The sequence below is a fragment of the Sorangium sp. So ce693 genome (genome assembly GCF_051521375.1).
Taxonomy (GTDB): domain Bacteria; phylum Myxococcota_A; class Polyangia; order Polyangiales; family Polyangiaceae; genus Sorangium; species Sorangium atrum.
In genome coordinates this window covers 7459056-7475459 of sequence record NZ_CP150347.1, presented here as the reverse complement: position 1 = coordinate 7475459, position 16404 = coordinate 7459056, and the positions used below count along the sequence as shown (strand labels likewise).

General features: G+C 70.6%; 14 protein-coding genes. 5 read left to right on the top strand and 9 right to left on the bottom strand.

Going from position 1 to position 16404, the window contains the following annotated elements; genetic code table 11:
* Positions 1-30 precede the first annotated feature (30 nt).
* Together WMF14_RS27780 and WMF14_RS27775 are read left to right on the top strand one after the other, a co-directional pair.
* The gene (locus tag WMF14_RS27780) at positions 31-1584 is read left to right on the top strand and encodes an aldehyde dehydrogenase family protein (RefSeq protein WP_437790829.1); all 1554 of its coding nucleotides are present in this window, start codon (positions 31-33) and stop codon (positions 1582-1584) included.
* Positions 1585-1715: 131 nt separating this feature from the next.
* A complete protein-coding gene (locus tag WMF14_RS27775) occupies positions 1716-2555 on the top strand; it encodes an aldehyde dehydrogenase family protein (protein ID WP_437804311.1) in 840 nt (279 codons plus the stop codon).
* A 48-nt stretch (positions 2556-2603) separates the two neighbouring features.
* Here the strand turns inward: WMF14_RS27775 and fmt are convergent, their stop codons facing one another.
* The gene (fmt, locus tag WMF14_RS27770) at positions 2604-3539 is read right to left on the bottom strand and encodes a methionyl-tRNA formyltransferase (RefSeq protein WP_272093909.1); all 936 of its coding nucleotides are present in this window, start codon (positions 3537-3539) and stop codon (positions 2604-2606) included.
* A 78-nt stretch (positions 3540-3617) separates the two neighbouring features.
* Positions 3618-4451, bottom strand: a complete 834-nt coding sequence (locus WMF14_RS27765) for a formylglycine-generating enzyme family protein (RefSeq protein ID WP_437790827.1) — start codon at positions 4449-4451, stop codon at positions 3618-3620.
* A gap of 398 nt (positions 4452-4849) precedes the next feature.
* On the opposite strand from WMF14_RS27765, the gene lon reads away from it, so the two are divergent.
* Both lon and WMF14_RS27755 read left to right on the top strand, forming a co-directional pair.
* Positions 4850-7303 carry an endopeptidase La gene (gene lon / locus WMF14_RS27760; protein WP_272093907.1) on the top strand — a complete coding sequence of 818 codons (2454 nt, stop codon included), beginning with the start codon at positions 4850-4852 and terminating at the stop codon, positions 7301-7303.
* Between the two features lie 272 nt (positions 7304-7575).
* Complete coding sequence (locus WMF14_RS27755) at positions 7576-8763, top strand: FHA domain-containing protein (RefSeq protein ID WP_437790825.1); 1188 nt, start codon at positions 7576-7578, stop codon at positions 8761-8763.
* Positions 8764-8776: 13 nt separating this feature from the next.
* Here WMF14_RS27755 and WMF14_RS27750 read toward each other — a convergent pair whose 3' ends face one another.
* Together WMF14_RS27750 and WMF14_RS27745 are read right to left on the bottom strand one after the other, a co-directional pair.
* Complete coding sequence (locus WMF14_RS27750) at positions 8777-9880, bottom strand: hypothetical protein (RefSeq protein WP_437790823.1); 1104 nt, start codon at positions 9878-9880, stop codon at positions 8777-8779.
* A gap of 158 nt (positions 9881-10038) precedes the next feature.
* The gene (locus WMF14_RS27745; protein WP_272093904.1) at positions 10039-10749 is read right to left on the bottom strand and encodes a hypothetical protein; all 711 of its coding nucleotides are present in this window, start codon (positions 10747-10749) and stop codon (positions 10039-10041) included.
* A 146-nt stretch (positions 10750-10895) separates the two neighbouring features.
* Here WMF14_RS27745 and WMF14_RS27740 point away from each other — a divergent pair, with 146 nt between their 5' ends.
* Complete coding sequence (locus WMF14_RS27740; RefSeq protein WP_272093903.1) at positions 10896-11603, top strand: hypothetical protein; 708 nt, start codon at positions 10896-10898, stop codon at positions 11601-11603.
* An 82-nt stretch (positions 11604-11685) separates the two neighbouring features.
* Here the strand turns inward: WMF14_RS27740 and tssG are convergent, their stop codons facing one another.
* The 5 genes from tssG to WMF14_RS27715 form a co-directional block, all read right to left on the bottom strand.
* Entirely contained in the window at positions 11686-12819 is a 1134-nt protein-coding gene (gene tssG / locus WMF14_RS27735; RefSeq protein ID WP_272093902.1) for a type VI secretion system baseplate subunit TssG, read from the bottom strand.
* On the bottom strand, positions 12783-14552 hold the full coding sequence (gene tssF, locus WMF14_RS27730) for a type VI secretion system baseplate subunit TssF (protein ID WP_272093901.1): 1770 nt from the start codon (positions 14550-14552) through the stop codon (positions 12783-12785). Before tssF ends, tssG begins: the two co-directional genes overlap by 37 nt.
* 73 nt (positions 14553-14625) lie before the next feature.
* Complete coding sequence (tssE, locus tag WMF14_RS27725; RefSeq protein WP_272093900.1) at positions 14626-15045, bottom strand: type VI secretion system baseplate subunit TssE; 420 nt, start codon at positions 15043-15045, stop codon at positions 14626-14628.
* Between the two features lie 46 nt (positions 15046-15091).
* Complete coding sequence (tssD, locus tag WMF14_RS27720) at positions 15092-15577, bottom strand: type VI secretion system tube protein TssD (RefSeq protein ID WP_437790820.1); 486 nt, start codon at positions 15575-15577, stop codon at positions 15092-15094.
* Positions 15578-15842: 265 nt separating this feature from the next.
* The gene (locus WMF14_RS27715; RefSeq protein WP_272093898.1) at positions 15843-16355 is read right to left on the bottom strand and encodes an Hcp family type VI secretion system effector; all 513 of its coding nucleotides are present in this window, start codon (positions 16353-16355) and stop codon (positions 15843-15845) included.
* Positions 16356-16404: the final 49 nt, after the last annotated feature.

Below are 16404 nucleotides of genomic sequence, written 5' to 3'. Positions count from 1 at the left end.
ACGCGCGGCGGCGGGCGTAGAGTGCGCGGCATGAGCGACAACAGCACCGCCGCGGCAGGCGGCGACGGGGGCTCGCCGCGAGACGTGCGAGACGCGAGCGCCGCGCGGGACGCGACCGCGGCGCCCGACGCGGCCGTCGTGTTCGGCGACGCCTGGCGCTACGCGCCGGCGCCCGAGGGGCGCGATCACGTGAAGATCGCGCCGCGGTACGACCTCTTCATCGGCGGCGCGTGGCGCGCCCCGGCCTCGGGCCGCTACCTCGACAGCATCAGCCCGTCGACCGAGGAGAAGCTCTGCGAGTTCGCCGAGGCCTCCGAGCAGGACGTCGATCTCGCCGTGCAGGCGGCGCGGGCCGCGTACGAGAAGCACTGGTCGCGCATGCGCCCGCTCGAGCGCGGCAAGTACATCTACCGCATCGCCCGGGCCCTCCAGGAGAAGGCGCGCGAGCTCGCCGTCGTCGAGTCGCTCGACGGGGGCAAGCCCATCAAGGAGTCCCGCGACGTCGATCTCCCGCTCGCGGCCGCGCACTTCTTCTACCACGCGGGCTGGGCGGACAAGCTCGAGCACGCCTTCCCGGGGCGCGACCCCCGGCCGCTCGGCGTCGCGGGCCAGGTGATCCCGTGGAACTTCCCGCTGCTCATGGCGGCGTGGAAGCTCGCCCCGGCGCTCGCGGCGGGCAACACGTGCGTCCTCAAGCCCGCCGAGACGACGCCGCTCACCGCGCTGCTCCTCGCGCAGATCATCGAGGAGGCGGACCTCCCGCCCGGCGTCGTCAACGTGGTCACGGGCGCCGGCGCGACGGGCGCCGCGGTCGTCGGCCACCCCGGCGTCGACAAGGTCGCGTTCACGGGGTCGACCGAGGTCGGCAAGCGCATCCAGCGCGCGCTCGCCGGCACCGGGAAGCGGCTCACCCTCGAGCTCGGCGGCAAGGCCGCGAACATCGTGTTCGAGGACGCGCCGCTCGATCAGGCCGTCGAGGGGATCATCGGCGGCATCTTCTTCAACCAGGGCCACGTCTGCTGCGCGGGCTCGCGCCTCCTCGTCGAGGAGAGCGTGCATGATGCGCTCCTCTTCAAGCTGCGCGAGCGCATGGCGACCCTGCGCGTCGGCGACCCGCTCGACAAGAACACGGACGTGGGCGCCATCAACTCGAGGGCGCAGCTCGCGAAGATCGAGGAGCTCGTGGCCGCGGGGGAGCGCGAGGGGGCCGCGCGCTTCTCGGTGAGCTGCGCGCTCCCGCAGCGGGGCTACTGGTTCGCGCCGACGCTCTTCACGGGCGTCGCGCAGTCGCACCGGATCGCGCGCGAGGAGATCTTCGGCCCGGTGCTCTCGATCTTGACCTTCCGCACGCCCGAGGAGGCGATCGAGAAGGCGAACAACACGATGTACGGGCTGTCGGCGGGCGTCTGGACCGGCAAGGGTTCGAAGAGCTTCTGGGTCGCGCAGCGCCTCCGCGCCGGCGTCATCTGGGCGAACACCTTCAACAAGTTCGATCCCAGCGCGCCGTTCGGCGGCTACAAGGAGAGCGGCTTCGGCCGCGAGGGCGGACGCCAGGGGCTGCTCGCCTACCTCGAGGTGGACTGATGGCGCTCGGCAACCAGGACAGCGGCGGCGACGAGGGGTGCACGTCGATCGGCGATTGCGCCGGCGCGGCCGCGCTCGACGCTCCTTCGGGCGAGGCGCGCGCGCGGGTCGGCGTGCGCAAGGCGTACAAGATGTTCGTGGGCGGCGCGTTCGTGCGCTCGGAGTCCGGGAGGTACACGCAGGTGCGCGATCACGGAGGCGCGGGCGCGGTCGAGAACATCCCGCGCGCGTCGCGGAAGGACGGGCGCGACGCGGTGCTCGCGGCGGCCGGCGCGCTCGGCGGCTGGTCGGCGCGCACCGCGTACAACCGCGGGCAGATCCTCTACCGCCTCGCCGAGATGCTCGAGGCGCGGCGCGCGGAGCTCGCGGCCTCGCTCGCGCGCGGCGGGCAGGGCGCCGGCGCCGCCGAGCGCGAGGTCCTTTCGGCGATCGATCGCGCGGTCGCCTACGCGGGCTGGGCCGACAAGTACCAGAGCCTCTTCGCGAGCCTGAACCCCGTGTCCGGCCCGCACTTCACCTTCACGGTGCCCGAGCCGATGGGGGTCGTCGTCATCGCGGCGCCGCCGCGGCCGGCGCTCCTCGGCCTCGCGGGCGCTCTCCTGCCGGTGATCACCGCCGGCAACACGTGCGTCGTGCTCGCGAGCGAGGCGGATCCGCGCACGGCGCTCGTCTTCGGCGAGGCGCTCGCCACGAGCGATCTCCCGGGCGGCGTCGTCAACATCCTCACCGGCCAGCTCGCGGAGGTGCTGCCGCACCTCGCCGCGCACATGGACGTCGCCGCGCTCGATCTGCACGGCGTGGACGCGGCGCTGGCGAAGCGCCTCGAGGAGGCGGCCGCGGCCAGCGTCAAGCGGGTGCGCGCCCGCTCGCTCAGTGAGGCGCAGTGGTTCGACGACAGGGCCGCGACGTCCCCCCGCTGGATCGAGCGGTTCGTCGAGATGAAGACGATCTGGCACCCGGCCGGGCCGTGACGCGGGCGGCGCTCATCGACGGGGCGCCGTGAACGGCGCCCGGGGCGCTCATCGACCGAGCACCATCCCCGTCTGGAGCGTCCGCCCGGCGACGAGGTCCGCCGCCGCGAGCGGCTTTCGTCCCTCGGCCTGGGCCCGCAGGATCTGGATCGCGCCCGCGCCGCACGCGACGATCACGACGCTGCGGCCCGCCATCACCACGGTCCCCGGCGGCGCTCCGGCCTGGTCGGCCTCGCTCTCGACGCGCGCGGCCAGCACCTTGAGCGCCTTGCCGTCGATCGTCGTGAAGGCGCCCGGCCACGACGTCATCCCCCGGATGTGGTCGTGGATCTGCCGGGCGCTCCGCTCCCACCGGATGCGCCCGTCTTCCTTCTTCAGGAGCGCCGCGTGCGTCGCCGCCTCGTGGTCCTGCGGCGCCAGCGCGAGCGCGCCGTCCACCGCGCGGCGGAGGTCCTCGCGCACGACGCGCGCGGCGAGCGCACCGAGATCGATCGCGAGCTCGTCGGCGGTCGTGTCCGGGCCGATCGGCGCCCGGTGCACCGCGTAGACGGGCCCCGTGTCCATGCCCTCGTCCATCTGCATCAGCGAGATGCCCGTCTCGGCCTCGCCCCCGACGATAGCCCACGTGATCGGCGCGGCGCCGCGGTAGCGCGGCAGGATCGACGCGTGGAGGTTCATGCAGCCGCGCCGCGGCGCCTCGAGCACCGCCTTCGGCAGGATGCGCCCGTAGGCGATCACCAGCGCGACGTCCGCTCGCGCGTCCGCGACCCACGCGGCGAACTCGGGCGTGCGGACCTTCTCGGGCTGCACGACAGGCAGGCCGAGCTCCAGCGCCTTCACCTTCACCGGCGGCGCCTTCAGCTCGAGCCCGCGGCCGGCCGGCCGATCCGGCTGACAGACGACGCCGACGACGTCCGCGATCGACGCGAGCGCCTCGAGCGACGGCACGGCGATGGCGGGGGTACCGAAGAACAGGGCGCGCACGCCCTGGCTTCTAGCAGGACCTGCGCCCCTCGTGCCGCCTTCTTCGCTCGCGGCGAGCGCCGCCGCGGCGGCCCGACCTCAGGGCCCGGACGCTGGCCGCCCGCCGCGCTCCTCGTTCTCCTCGCGCGCCGCCGCGCCGCGCGAAGGGAGAGCCGAGCGCGGATCGGCGCAGCAGCGGAAGCCGGTCTCGTAGAACACGAACTTCGGCTCGTGCGCGTCGTTCGTCCCGCGGCAGCCCGTCCACGGCTTGGCCCAGAAGCCGCCCATGAGCGCGCCTGGCCACCGGCGGCCGCCGCGCGAGGCGACCCACTCCTCGACGTTGCCCATCATGTCGAAGACGCCGAAGGTCGAGGCGCACGCGGGATGGGAGCCGCTCGGCGCGCCCTGCCAGAGCCGCTCGACCTCGCGCTGCGCCACCTCGCCGGAGGCGCCGAGCTTCCGCTCGTCGACCGGCCGCCACGCCTTGCCGCTGTTGCAGACCGCCTTGTCGACGCGCCAGCCGTAGGCGAGGGGACGCCGCTCGGGGCCCTCGCACGCGAGCTCCCACTCCTGCTCGGCGCACACCCGCTTGCCGCGCGCGGCGCACCACGCGGTCGCCGTCTCGAACGACTGCATGACGAGCGGCTTCGCCCCGCGCTGGTTCGGCGCCTCGAACTGGTCCATGCACACGGAGATCTCGGTCGCCGGCCCCTCCTCGGCCGTGATGTCCTCCCAGTACGCGAAGCAGTGGGTCGCCTTGCCGCTCTTGACCGGCTCCACGCAGACGTGCTGCACCTCGTCGCGGTGCGTGCCGGTGACGAGCCGCATGTCCGCCGGACACGCCGGGCTGGGCCCTGGATCGAGCGACGGCGCCGCCGGCAGGCCGAGCATCGCGATCGCGAGCGCGCCGAGGCCGAGCAGGGGATCGATCATCGTTCAGCGAGGGCCAGGGTGTCGCTCCGTGCCGGGCGCAGCCTCGGCCGCGCCGCGCCGCGCGGCAAGCGACGGCGCGGAGGATCCTGCGCCGCGTCGCGCGCGCCAGGTGGTGGTGATGACGAGCGAGCGCTGCAGGTCGGAGCTGACCCGCAGCGTATCCTCATTCAAAAAAATGGCCAGGGCTGTGGCATGCGGCATGCGCCGTGTCTATGGTGAGTTCCCGTAGCCTCGCGGGCTGTCTTCCACCAAGAGCTGCCAGCAGGGCTCCGCGTTGCACCATCCGCATCCGTCTGGATGCAAGCCAAGATGACCGGGGCGCGCGGTGGCCGCGCGGCCCGGCTGCGTGTTGATGAAGGGGTTTACCTCCCCCGGTCGGGTGCCTAGAGGAGATCGCCATGTCCGAGAAAAAGAACCCGCCGATGCCGCCGCGCTCCGAGGAAGAGGTCGTCTTCGGCGACGAGCTGCCGGTTCTGCCGATCCGCAATGCGGTGCTGTTCCCGGGCGCCGTCGCGCCCTTCGATGTCGGCCGCGAGAAGTCGGTCGCGCTGGTGGAGGATGTCGATAACCTCCCTGGCCCGGTCATCGCGATCTTCGCCCAGCGCGATCCGTCGACCGACGATCCCGGGGCGGAGGACCTGTACCCGATGGGCTGCGCCGCGCGCGTGCTGAAGGCGCTGAAGCACAGCTCGGGCAACTACTCGTTGATCTTGCAGGGCCTCACGCGGATCCGGCTCGACACCGTCACGGCCCACACGCCGTACCTGCGCGCCAAGATCCGCCGCATGGACGAGCCGGCGACGGAGGACGTCGAGGCGGAGGCGCTGGCGATGAGCCTGCGCGACATCGCCAAGCAGGTCATCCAGCTGATGCCGGAGCTCCCGCGCGAGGCGGGCTCGCTCATCGACTCCATCCAGGCGCCCGGCGCGCTCGCCGATCTCGTCGCTGCGAACCTCGACGCTCCGGTCGAGGAGAAGGCGCAGCTCATCGAGACGATCGACGTCAAGGAGCGCATCCGCAAGGTGCTCCGGCTGCTCACGCGGCAGCTCGAGATCCTGAAGATGCGCGAGCGCATCAACTCCCAGATCAAGGAGGAGATGGGCAAGAACCAGCGCGAGTACGTGCTGCGCCAGCAGCTCAAGGCGATCAAGGAGGAGCTGGGCGAGGACGACGGCGATCAGGGCGATCTCGACGGGCTCGAGGATCGCATCGCGAAGGCGAACCTGCCGACCGAGGCGGAGACCGTCGCGAAGAAGCAGCTGAAGCGGCTGCGCACGATGCAGGTCGGGTCGGCCGAGTACACCGTGGTGCGGACGTACCTCGACTGGATCCTCGACGTGCCCTGGACGCAGTCGACGCAGGACAACCTCGACATCGGCAGCGTCCGCAAGGTGCTCGACGAGGACCACTACGGCCTGGAGAAGGTCAAGAAGCGCATCCTCGAGTACCTGGCGGTCCGCAAGCTGAAGCAGGACAAGAAGGGGCCGATCCTCTGCCTGCTCGGGCCCCCCGGCGTCGGCAAGACGTCGCTCGGCCGGAGCATCGCGCGCGCCCTCGGCCGCAAGTTCCACCGGGTCTCGCTCGGCGGCGTGCACGACGAGGCGGCGATCCGCGGCCACCGGCGCACCTACGTCGGCGCGCTCCCTGGCCAGATCATCCAGGGCATGAAGAAGTCGGGGACGATCAACCCGGTCTTCATGATGGATGAGGTCGACAAGATCGGGCACGACTTCCGCGGCGACCCGTCGGCGGCGCTGCTCGAGGTGCTCGATCCGGAGCAGAACAACACGTTCGCGGATCACTACCTGGAGATCCCGTACGACCTGTCGCACGTGATGTTCGTCGCGACCGCGAACGTGGCGGATCCGATCCCGCCGCCCCTCCGCGACCGCATGGAGATCCTCGAGATCCCCGGCTACACGCGGAAGGAGAAGCTCGCGATCGCGCGGCAGCACCTGCTCCCGAAGCAGCTGTCGGAGCACGGGCTCACGACCGAGCAGCTGGAGGTCACGGACAAGGCGCTGGAGGAGATCATCGATCACTACACGCGCGAGGCCGGCGTCCGGTCGCTCGAGCGGCAGATCGCGGGCGTCATCCGCGGCGTGGCGGTGAAGGTCGCCGAGGGCGACACGCAGAAGCGGCGCGTCGACAACGAGGACGACCTGCACGAGTTCCTCGGCCCGGCGAAGTACACGAGCGAGGTCGCGGAGCGCACCGCCGAGAGCGGCGTCGCGACGGGCCTCGCGTGGACGAGCGTCGGCGGCGAGATCCTCTTCATCGAGGCGACGCGGATGTACGGCACGGGCAAGCTCCAGCTGACCGGCCAGCTCGGCGACGTGATGAAGGAGTCGGCGCAGGCGGCGCTGTCGTTCGTGCGCAGCAACGCGTCGAGGTACAGCATCGCGAAGGACTTCCTCGAGAAGAGCGATCTGCACATCCACATCCCCGCCGGCGCGATGCCCAAGGACGGGCCGAGCGCGGGCGTGACGATGTTCACGGCGCTCGTCTCGCTCCTCACCGGGATCAAGGTCCGCCACGACGTCGCGATGACGGGCGAGATCACGCTCCGCGGTCGCGTGCTCCCGATCGGCGGCCTGAAAGAGAAGGTGCTGGCGGCGCACCGCGCCGGCATCAAGCGCATCATCGTCCCCGAGCGCAACCGGGCGGATCTCGAGGAGGTCCCGAAGGAGGTCGTGGACGAGCTGCAGTTCTTCTTCGTCAGCCGGATGGAGCAGGTCCTGGAGGCCGCGCTCGAGCGGCTGCCCGAGCCCGCGCCCGCGACCGAGGAGTCGAAGGACGGCGAGAAGAAGGAGATCGAGAAGTCGGAGAAGAGCTCGATCGCCAGCAACTGACGAGCGTCGCCAGCGATCGCTGAGCGACCTGTCTCCGAGGCGCCGCGCGGCTTGAACGCGCGGCGCCTTTTTTCGTGCCTCTCTTCGTCAAGACGCCCCGCGCGGCGGCGACGGACGCCTCTGCCGCTCGGCGAGCTTGGCGCGTTCGCTTGGCGCGCGGCGGCGACATCGCGTCGCCTGCGCAGCGCAGGCCGACCTGCGCTGCGGTGCTCGCGCCTGCGGGCGGCTTTCGCCTCGACGGATGTCAAGCGAATCGGTAGCCTCGAGAGCGCATGAGGCCGTGTCCGAACTGCGCGTGGATGCTCAAGGAGACCGACGCTGCCTGCTCGATGTGCGGTACGAGCGTGGCGGGCGCAGCGCCTGGAGCCTCCGTTCCGGTCGCGCCTCCGCCGGTGCAGGCGGGGGCTGGCGCCTATGCCCCGCCTGGCCCGCCGGGCTATCCAGGGCAGCCCGCCGCCTCGGGTTATGGCGGCGCGGCAGCGCCAGGCTACGCGGCAGGGGGCGCGCAGGGCGCCTATCCGCCTCCTCCTCAGGCGTACGGGGTGGGCGGGGGCGGGCTCTCGGTGCCGGCGTCACCGGGCGGAGGCGTGGCCTTCTCGGCGGCGGGCGGGGAAGCTAACTTCCCGGTCTCTCCCTGGGCCCGAGCGGCACCTTCTGCCGGGCTCACGTCGCAGCCGGCGTCTCTTCCGATGAACGCGCCGGGCGTCCCGCCGGTCCAGGCCCAGCCGGCGCTCGGTGCGCCGGGCCCGGGCATGGTGCCTGGCGCGTCGATGGGGGGCGCGATGGGACAGCAGCCCGTGGCGCCCGCGCCGGTCTTCGGCGTGCCCCCGCAGATGGTTGCGCCGCCGCCGATGGTCGTGCCGACGGGAGCGTCTGGGCTGGTCGCGCCGCCGATGGTGCAGGGGGGCGCGGTCGCGCCGCCGCCGATGGTGCAGGGGGGCGTGGTCGCGCCGCCGCCGATGGTGCAGGGGGGCGCGGTCGCGCCGCCGCCGATGGTGCAGGGCGGGGTGCCGGCGATGGTGCAGGGCGGGGTGCCGGTGGTCGCTCAGGCCAGGGCGCCTGCGATCGTCGCGCCTCCGATCGTCCAGGGCGCGGTCTCGGGCGCGGTGCCGCAGGTGTCGGCGCAGCCGGCGCGCGTCCTCGTCGGCTTCATCGTGACGTTCCAGAACGATCCCGGAGGCAGCTTCTGGCCGATGTACAGCGGCCGGACGCAGGTGGGGCGCGCCGGGGCGGACGCTACGACGGAGATCGGGCTCGCGGATGCGAGCGCCTCTTCACGGCACGCGTCGATCCACGCGGACCCGACGACGGGCCAGGTCTTCATCGAGGACGACGGCTCGCGCAACGGCACCTTCGTCAACGAGCAGCGCCTCGGACAGGGCGAGCGCCGGCAGCTGCGCGACAACGACCGGCTGCGCCTCGGGAGCACGACGTTCGTGGTGAAGGTGCTGGTCGCCTGAGCGGAGAGCGAGGTTACTGACCGCCGGCGCCGCCCGAGCCGCCAGTCCCATCTGCGCCGCCAGCGCCGGCTGCGCCGCCACCGCCGGCGCCGCCCGTGGACGCTGCGCATTTCGAGAAGCCATCCACGATGACGCACTCGAACCCATCCGCGCAATCATTGCCGCCCTTGATACAGGACTGACCATCGCCGCACCGCGCTGTGCAGAGCGTGCCGCCACAGTCGACGTCGGTCTCCGTGCCGTCCTTCACGCCATTGAAGCAGAGGGGGAGGGGCGCCGGGATCTCGCAGTTGAAATACTCCACCACCTCAGCCGAGGGGGCCGCGTCGGAGCCCGCTCCACCATCGCCCCCGCCGCCAGTACCCCCACCCTCAGAACCAACGATAGGTGGGTAGTGGATGCTGAAGGAGATGAAACCATTGTATCCATCGAGATCGTTGGGGTCTGCCTCCGGGGGGGGCTGTTTCCCCAGGCTCGTTTTGAGTATGGCCCTCGGAAGGAGCGTGTCGTGGCCGCCGCACTTCGCTTCGGCTTCGAGCCGGTTGAAGTGGTATTGCGTGCCTTCCGAGCAGCTCACGTCGAGCGTTGCACGGTCTTCCGGTGTGATGACGGTCACTGTTCCGCCGTCCACGTCGGCAGACTCGTTGCCGCCCCCGCCAGTAGCGCTACCACCGCCGGCATTTGCGTCCTCGCATTGTGCGATGGCGGTGGCGCCACCGGCGCCGCCACCACCACCACCACCACCGGCACCGGTGTCATTTCCGGGCTGGACGCATGGATTGATGGTCACCGAGTAGCTGAACTCCCCCGAGTACGTGAAGGAGCCGCATTCCTCTGCCCGGGCGTCGAGGCGCTTGAACGCGATGCTCTTCGGAGGGAATGATGCGACGTCGAGCGGCGGGTCGAAGACGACCTGACCTCCCTCCGTGAGGAAACAGACGTCGAGGGTCTCGCGGCCAGCGAACTTGCCTTTGGGCCCGTTCCCCGCACCAGGCGCACCGCACCGATTCACGACATCGGCATGAAAATCTGCGTAACAGTTGCTCGTGTCTTCGAGGAACGCGCAGACGTCATCGAATTCCTCTGCGCAGCCGGGCACGGAGACGGCTGCGGTCACGGCGAGGATCGGGGCAACGGCGGCGGCGAGCAAGACGTAACGGCGCATGGGCGCAGTCTACGCGTTCTCCCCGAGCGTGGGCCAGCTTCGCAGAGGTAGAGGTCTGCCGACGGCGCGCCGGCAGCGTGCGCCTCCGCCCCGCGCGCCGCCTGCTCCCCTCACAGCTCTGCGTAGGGCCCGGGGACGACGTACGCGTCGTCGTTGGCCGCGTACGTGAAGACCCCCCAGCACACGAGCTTGTACTTGATGGCGAACGCCATCGCTTCCCTCAGGTTCGCCTTCGGCGCGAGCACGGCGAGGTTCGAGCGGCGGACGCCCCACCAGCCCGGCCCGTGCTGCAGCACCGCGTCGTGGAGATCCTGCGTCGCGTGCTTGGAGTCCTCGAGCACCGCAAGGCGCAGCCGGACGAACGACTTGTCGCGCGCGGGGAAGTCGAACCAATACAGGTTCGACCTCGCCAGCTTCGGGGTGATGCTCCCGGCGCCCTGCGCCGCGAGGAAGCGGCTGAGATCCTCGGGCGAGAGCTTCTGGGTGACCGGGTGCGTGTCGACGCCGCTGCACGTCTCGGGGCCGATCTTGAACTCACCCAGCGCGAGCGGCGCCTCGGGTCCGTTCTCGGGAGTCAAGAGGTACCGATCGATCGCGGGCAGGTCGCCCGGGTACTCCACGCCGGCGTCGATGCCGCTGCACGCCGGGGCCCCCAGCGCAAGCGCGAAGGCCGCCGCGAGCGCGGGGCGCCGGGGCGCGCGCTGGCTCGGCGCCGGACGCTCGTGGCCCTGGCGCGTGCTGGTGGAGGGGGGGCTCGGCGCGCTCGCCGGCTGTGCTCCGGCGGGCTCGCCCTTGCGACTCGGTATGCTTTCGTTGGACATGGCTCTCTCGCGGCACGGGGGTACCGCCTCGATCGGCGGGCGCAGCGCTGCCCGGGCCGGGCAATCATTCAATGCCGGGCACCCCGAGGGCAAACTCCTCGGCGAACATTTGGCTGGCGTGCCCTCGCTGGCCTAGAGTTCCCCCGATGAGGCACCTCGGAATGCCGATGCTCGCGCACGTCCCCGCCTTCCGCGCCCGCCGTCCGCTCGCCGCCGGAGCGGGGCGCGCGGGCGTGGCCTGCGTCGCCGTGGCTGCGATCGCGCTGCTCGCCGGCTGCGGCGGCTCGCCCACCGCCCCCAGGCAGGACGACGTCTTCTACCTCCACGGCGCGGCCGGCACCCTGAGCAAGGACTCGAGCTTCGAGGTGTACTTCCCGCCGCTCGACGCGCCGGCGACGGACCGGGTGCCGCGCCGGATCGGCGTGGGCCTCATGAACGGCGACGTCCGCATGAGCCGCCCGATGGACTGGAACGTCGGCGGCGCCGACTACACGCCCGAGCGCCGCTTCATCACGTACCAGTCCCCGCGGCAGTTCCTGTTCTCGATCTACGAGCGCATCGACAGCCCCGACGAGCCGTGGCCCGACGTGCTCAAGCGCTACGAGGCGGACCTCGAGGAGCAGGGCGCGGAGATCCTCTCCGGCCGCGCGCCCGTGGCCACGGCGAACACGCAGGGGCGCAGCTACCTCGTCAAGGCGAAGATCCCGTCGAAGCCCGTCTCGGATGCCTTCGCCCACGAGATCCTGCTCCGGAGCCCCCGCCGCATCCTGCTCGTGCAGATCGTGCACCACGAGAACGTCGACGCGAACGCCGACGAGATCACCGCCGCGCTGCAGAGCCTCACCGTTTACTGAGCGCAGGGCGGGTCAAGGCGGCGCCACGGCGCGAGCGCCGCCGCGCCTCCCGGCGGCCCGCGGCGGCGGCGCTCGGCCTCGCTCACATCGGCGGGGGCTCGCCCCGATCGTCGTCGTCCTCGTCGTCGCCGCCCGCGAGGTGCTTGTCGTCGAGGGGGATCGTGATCACGAGCCGCTCCGCCGCAGATCCGCCGATCCACGCGGTGCGCTTGAGCGTCGCGGCGCGCGGCGAGCCGAGCTGGAACCGAGGCGCCTCCTCCGTGTCCACGTGGATCTCGAGCATCACGTCGTGGATGCCCGGCGTGAACGTCTCGATGACGCCGCGGACCAGATCCTGGCGCCGGCCCCCGGGCAAGAAGGAGAGGTACTCGTCGTAGCCCACCGGGCCGAGCACGACCTTGTAGCGGCCCGAGCCGTCGAACACATAGCGCCCCAGCGTCAGGCTCTCGCCCAGCTGATGGTTCATCACGCCGAGCTTGTTCCTGAACGGCTTCTCGATCTTCGTCCAGTGGCCGACGAACTGCTCGATCTTCACCCCGATGTTGCCGAGCATCTCGGACAGGACCGTCTCCAGGTTCCTCGCCGAGCGCGACTTCGAGGCGAGGACCGACGCATAGCGGAGGAAGAAGAAGCGATCGAGCGGCGTCTCGTAGCCGCGGAAGCCGTCGACGCCGACCGCGCAGAGCATCCGGCGCGAGAAGGGATCGGCGCCCTGCTTGCGGTACGTGACGGGCAGGCGGTACTTGGTCCACGCGCGGTAGAGCAGCGACAGGAGCCGGTGGTGGAAGACGTCGAGGAGCTCTCGGATCGGCTGCGGGCCGCCCTGGTAGTCGGCCTGCGCGATCTGCTCGATGAAGTACGCCGGCATCGGCGACACCGAGCCGTACAGGCTGAGGAACGTGGTCGAGACGCGGGCGCGCTCGACGCCGTCGGCCGACTTGACCGGCGCGAGCTCGCTCACGTCGCTCGAGGCGAAGATGAGCGACGGGTCGCCGCGCAGCCGGATGCGCTCGTCCTGCGCCGGCCCGAGCTGGCCCACCGGCGGCGCGGCAGGGAAGAGCCGCTCGAGCAGGTAGATGAGGCGGTAGTACGAGAAGCGCGGCGCGGTATCCGCGAAGCGCCGGAGCGTCTCCAGCGCGACGGGGTCGGCGCTCGCGGCGCCCCTCGGCGCAGCCGGCCTCAGATCAGCGTCAGGCTGCCGCTCTTCGGGTCCCATTTGTGCACCACGCGTGTATTCGTGCCGGTGACCGTCAGCTGCGTGAACGAGTTCAGCGAGACGTAGGACCCGAGCATCTCGTTCAGGATGCTCGCGAACAGGTACATCTCTCCCTCGCCGACGAACCCGCCCTCGTCGAGCTCGATGTCGACCGCGACGCCGCGCACCGGCGCCCCCCGGTACAGCCGATCCGTCGGCCGCACCCGGATCGACTTGATCGCGGCCAGGCGGAGCTGGTTCGCTCGCGCCGCCTGACGATCGACGATCGCCTGGAAATTGTAGAGATCGACCGTCGCCCGGAGCACCTCGAGCTCGGTGATCGAGCGGTAGCTCATCGCCATGTGCGCCAGCACGCGCCACTGCAGCTCGCGCCCGAGCGGCGGCGGGAGCGGCGCGGTGACGCCGGTGAGGTTGGTGAAGCTCGCCACGGCGGGCGAGGTCGCCGTCGGCACCCTGAGATCGCCGAGCTTCAGCTGCGCCGGCAGGCGGCGGTTCGTGCTCGTCGCCTCGATGCTGATCACGTCGAACTCGGGGAGGGCCCCGGCGTCCTGCGGGGAGCCGAACGAGAGGTACATGTCGATGCCGTCGCCGATGGCGGCCGGGCGGAGGTGCGCCTGGTAGAAGATCGTCCGCGCGGCGGCCTCGGGATCGAGCTCGTGCTGGAAGCTGAAGAACGAGGGGATCTCGACGCGCTGGCTCGTGCGCCGGGCGATGCCGACGACCTTGTCGATGCTGTGGATCTCGAACGCCGCGGGCGCCGCGCCCGCCGGGCGGCAGAGGTACTCGTGCTTCGTGGCCTCGGGCTTGATCGGATCGCTCGTGTGCTCGAACAGGTTCACGACGGGCGAGCAGAACAGCCGGAGGTTCTCCCTGCTGATCCTCGTCCCCGGCGGGAGCCCGTCCCTGAACTGCAGCAGGATCGCGAACCGGTCCGAGATCCGCTCCGCCGAGAGCGCCTGCAGGCCGGTCACCTCGAAGAACGCGAACTTCTGCGGGAGCGTGAAGAACTCCTGCAGGAGCCGGAACCCCGGGTAGACCGTCTTCGGGTACGGGATCAGCGACTCTTCATCGGAGAAGCCGGTGAGCCGCACGGCGCGGGCCGGGAGCGACGCGATCGTCGTGTCGCGCCCCGCGGCGTCCACCGCGGCCAGCGCGACGGTGTCGACGTGCGCCCCGACCCAGAGGCGGAGGTCGTCCTGCAGCCTGCGCTCGCCGTGGATGTAGAAGCGCAGCGAGGAGAGCGACAGGCCCGACAGCGCGGCTCCGCCGGTCAGACGGAGCTCGATGCGGAGCGTCTGCGCGAGCTGCGCGCCCGTGTCGACGCGCACGTCCTCCACCGCGAGCGGGACGAGCTCGACGTCCTGGGTCGTGCGGAACCGGCACGAGACGCCGTCGACCGGCACCGATCCGACCTCCGCGTGCCGAGCGACGACGAGCTTCTCGCGCACCACGTTCGGGAGCGGCGTGAACTCGATGATCGATGTCGCCGGGATCTGGCGGAGGTAGTGGGGAAAGAGCAGCGATGCGACCGAGTGGATCACCTCGGGGAGCTCGTCGTCGAGCTTCTGGCGGATCTTGCCGGTCAGGAACGCGACGCCCTCGAGCAGGCGCTCGACGTCGGGGTCCCCGCCTTTCTCCGCGAGCATGGGCGCGATCCCGGGGTAGGCGGCGGCGAACTCGCGCCCCAGATCCCGCAGGTAGGTGAGCTCGTCCTGGTAGTACTTGTTGAACATCCTCTCGCCACCGCCAGTCGACCGCCGGGGCCGAAGGCTGTCAACCGCCGTGAGCCGGGCCGCCGGGCGGGGGCTACGTCATCCGGACATTGCCGCTCTGGTCCACTGCAGCGCCGAGCCGGAGCGCCTGCCGCCGGCCATCGGGAAAGTGGATCTGCGCGGTGATCTCGAACTCGAGGACCATCGACTGGATCGCGTCCGTGCGCAGGTGCCGGACCTGCACGTTCTTCAGCCGCGGCTCGTAGGTCTGGATGCAGTTCTTGAGCGAGCGCTGCACCAGGCCGATCGCCTCGGGGAACTCATGCAGCACCTCCGAGACCTCCATCAGGCCGTAGTCCGGGCAGGTCAGCGAGCTCCCCTGGCGGGTGTTCAGCATGTGCCCGAGGTGCGTCAGGATGGCCGACTCGAGGTCGTGATCCCGGTAGGTGTGCCGCTCCGTCGAGTGCGGGTCGGCCGCGTGCGCGATTCGGGTGAGGAGGGAGGCACCGGCCACGGCGGGATCGTAGATCAGCTCGCGCCTCGAGCGGAAGCCCGCCCGCTCAGCGCGGCGTGAGCCAGTCGTCTTCCGCGGAGACGCCCCCGTCGTTCCAGATCCAGACGACCTTCTGGTACGTGAACGCGACCTCCTCCTGCTCGGGCGCGCGCGCTTGCGCCGGGTTCCTCACGTTGAGCATGTGGAACTGGATGCTCGAGATGTTCGCGTTCGTGAGCTGGACCGTGAAGACTGGCTTCTCGATACCGATCGCGATCGACCTGTAAAACTGGAGCTCCCAGCGGGGGATGCTCTCGTTGTGGCTGAGGACGTTGAGGAGGAGCGGGGTGGACCGATCGAGGTCCTTCGTGACGATGAAGGGCTTGTGCATCCGCTTGCCCGTCGGGCGTCCGGTGACCGGGTCGCGCGGCCCCACCAGCGAGTGGAATACCTCGGTGACGAGGATGCTACCTTCTCGCCCCTTCTGGGTGACGGATCCCCTGATTTCCCCTTGTCTTTCGCCGGTGAGTCTGAGGTAGGCGCTGAGGGGCATGCCAACATTCTGAGCTTGCTGCGGGTGATGGCCATGCCTGATTTTGAGGAACCCCCTGGAGCGGGGCGCATCTTCGTGCGCTACGGGTTCATCCGCAGAGTGAAGCTCGCTGCGGCGTACTTTCGTACGCCTCACTCGCCTGCCTAGCGGCCAAGCCCGTAGCGCACGAAGCTGCGCCCCGCTCTGATGCCCCAACGTCAGGACGACAAACGCAACCGGGCGACCCGAAGGCCGCCCGGTGCGACGAGACATCTACCGCTAGACGCTACTGGTTCGGCGTCTCCCAGTCGTCGTCCGCCTGGCGCGCGCCGTCGCCGTCATCGTACGACCACTCGATCTTCTGGTACGTGAACGAGATCCGCTCGTACTCCGGCCGGTCCTTGCTGCCGTCCGTGAGGCGGGTGTTGTCCATGTGGAAGTCGATGCTCGCGACCGTCGCGTTCGTGAGCGTGACCGTGTAGTGGTTCTGCTCCTTGCCGACGTTCTTCGAGGCCGCGGTGCCCGGCGTGTAGAACTTGAGCTTCCACTCCGAGATGCTCTCGTTGGTGACCAGGGCGTTGTAAAGAAGGGGGGTCGACTTGTCGAGCTCCTTCGTGATCACGAAGGGCTTGTGCTGGCGCTTCCCGCTGGGCATGCCGGTCGCCGGATCACGCGGGCTCACGACCTGATGCTGCACCGAGATGACAGCGATGGTCTTCTCGCGACCCTTCTGGGTGACCGAACCATCGATGGGGCCCTGGGTAACGCCCTTCAACTGGAGATGAGCTTGCAACGCCATGATCAGATGCCTCTTCCTTCAAGAACTCGCCGCCTGGGCTCAGTCTACG

Coding starts and splice junctions, on each gene's coding strand:
- WMF14_RS27755 (WP_437790825.1), top strand. CDS start 7,576: ATGAGGCCGTGTCCGAACTGCGCGTGGATGCTCAAGGAGACCGACGCT.
- tssF (WP_272093901.1), bottom strand. CDS start 14,552: ATGTTCAACAAGTACTACCAGGACGAGCTCACCTACCTGCGGGATCTG.
- WMF14_RS27740 (WP_272093903.1), top strand. CDS start 10,896: ATGAGGCACCTCGGAATGCCGATGCTCGCGCACGTCCCCGCCTTCCGC.
- tssG (WP_272093902.1), bottom strand. CDS start 12,819: ATGGGACCCGAAGAGCGGCAGCCTGACGCTGATCTGAGGCCGGCTGCG.
- WMF14_RS27715 (WP_272093898.1), bottom strand. CDS start 16,355: ATGGCGTTGCAAGCTCATCTCCAGTTGAAGGGCGTTACCCAGGGCCCC.
- WMF14_RS27765 (WP_437790827.1), bottom strand. CDS start 4,451: ATGATCGATCCCCTGCTCGGCCTCGGCGCGCTCGCGATCGCGATGCTC.
- WMF14_RS27745 (WP_272093904.1), bottom strand. CDS start 10,749: ATGTCCAACGAAAGCATACCGAGTCGCAAGGGCGAGCCCGCCGGAGCA.
- WMF14_RS27780 (WP_437790829.1), top strand. CDS start 31: ATGAGCGACAACAGCACCGCCGCGGCAGGCGGCGACGGGGGCTCGCCG.
- tssD (WP_437790820.1), bottom strand. CDS start 15,577: ATGCCCCTCAGCGCCTACCTCAGACTCACCGGCGAAAGACAAGGGGAA.
- WMF14_RS27775 (WP_437804311.1), top strand. CDS start 1,716: ATGTTCGTGGGCGGCGCGTTCGTGCGCTCGGAGTCCGGGAGGTACACG.
- lon (WP_272093907.1), top strand. CDS start 4,850: ATGTCCGAGAAAAAGAACCCGCCGATGCCGCCGCGCTCCGAGGAAGAG.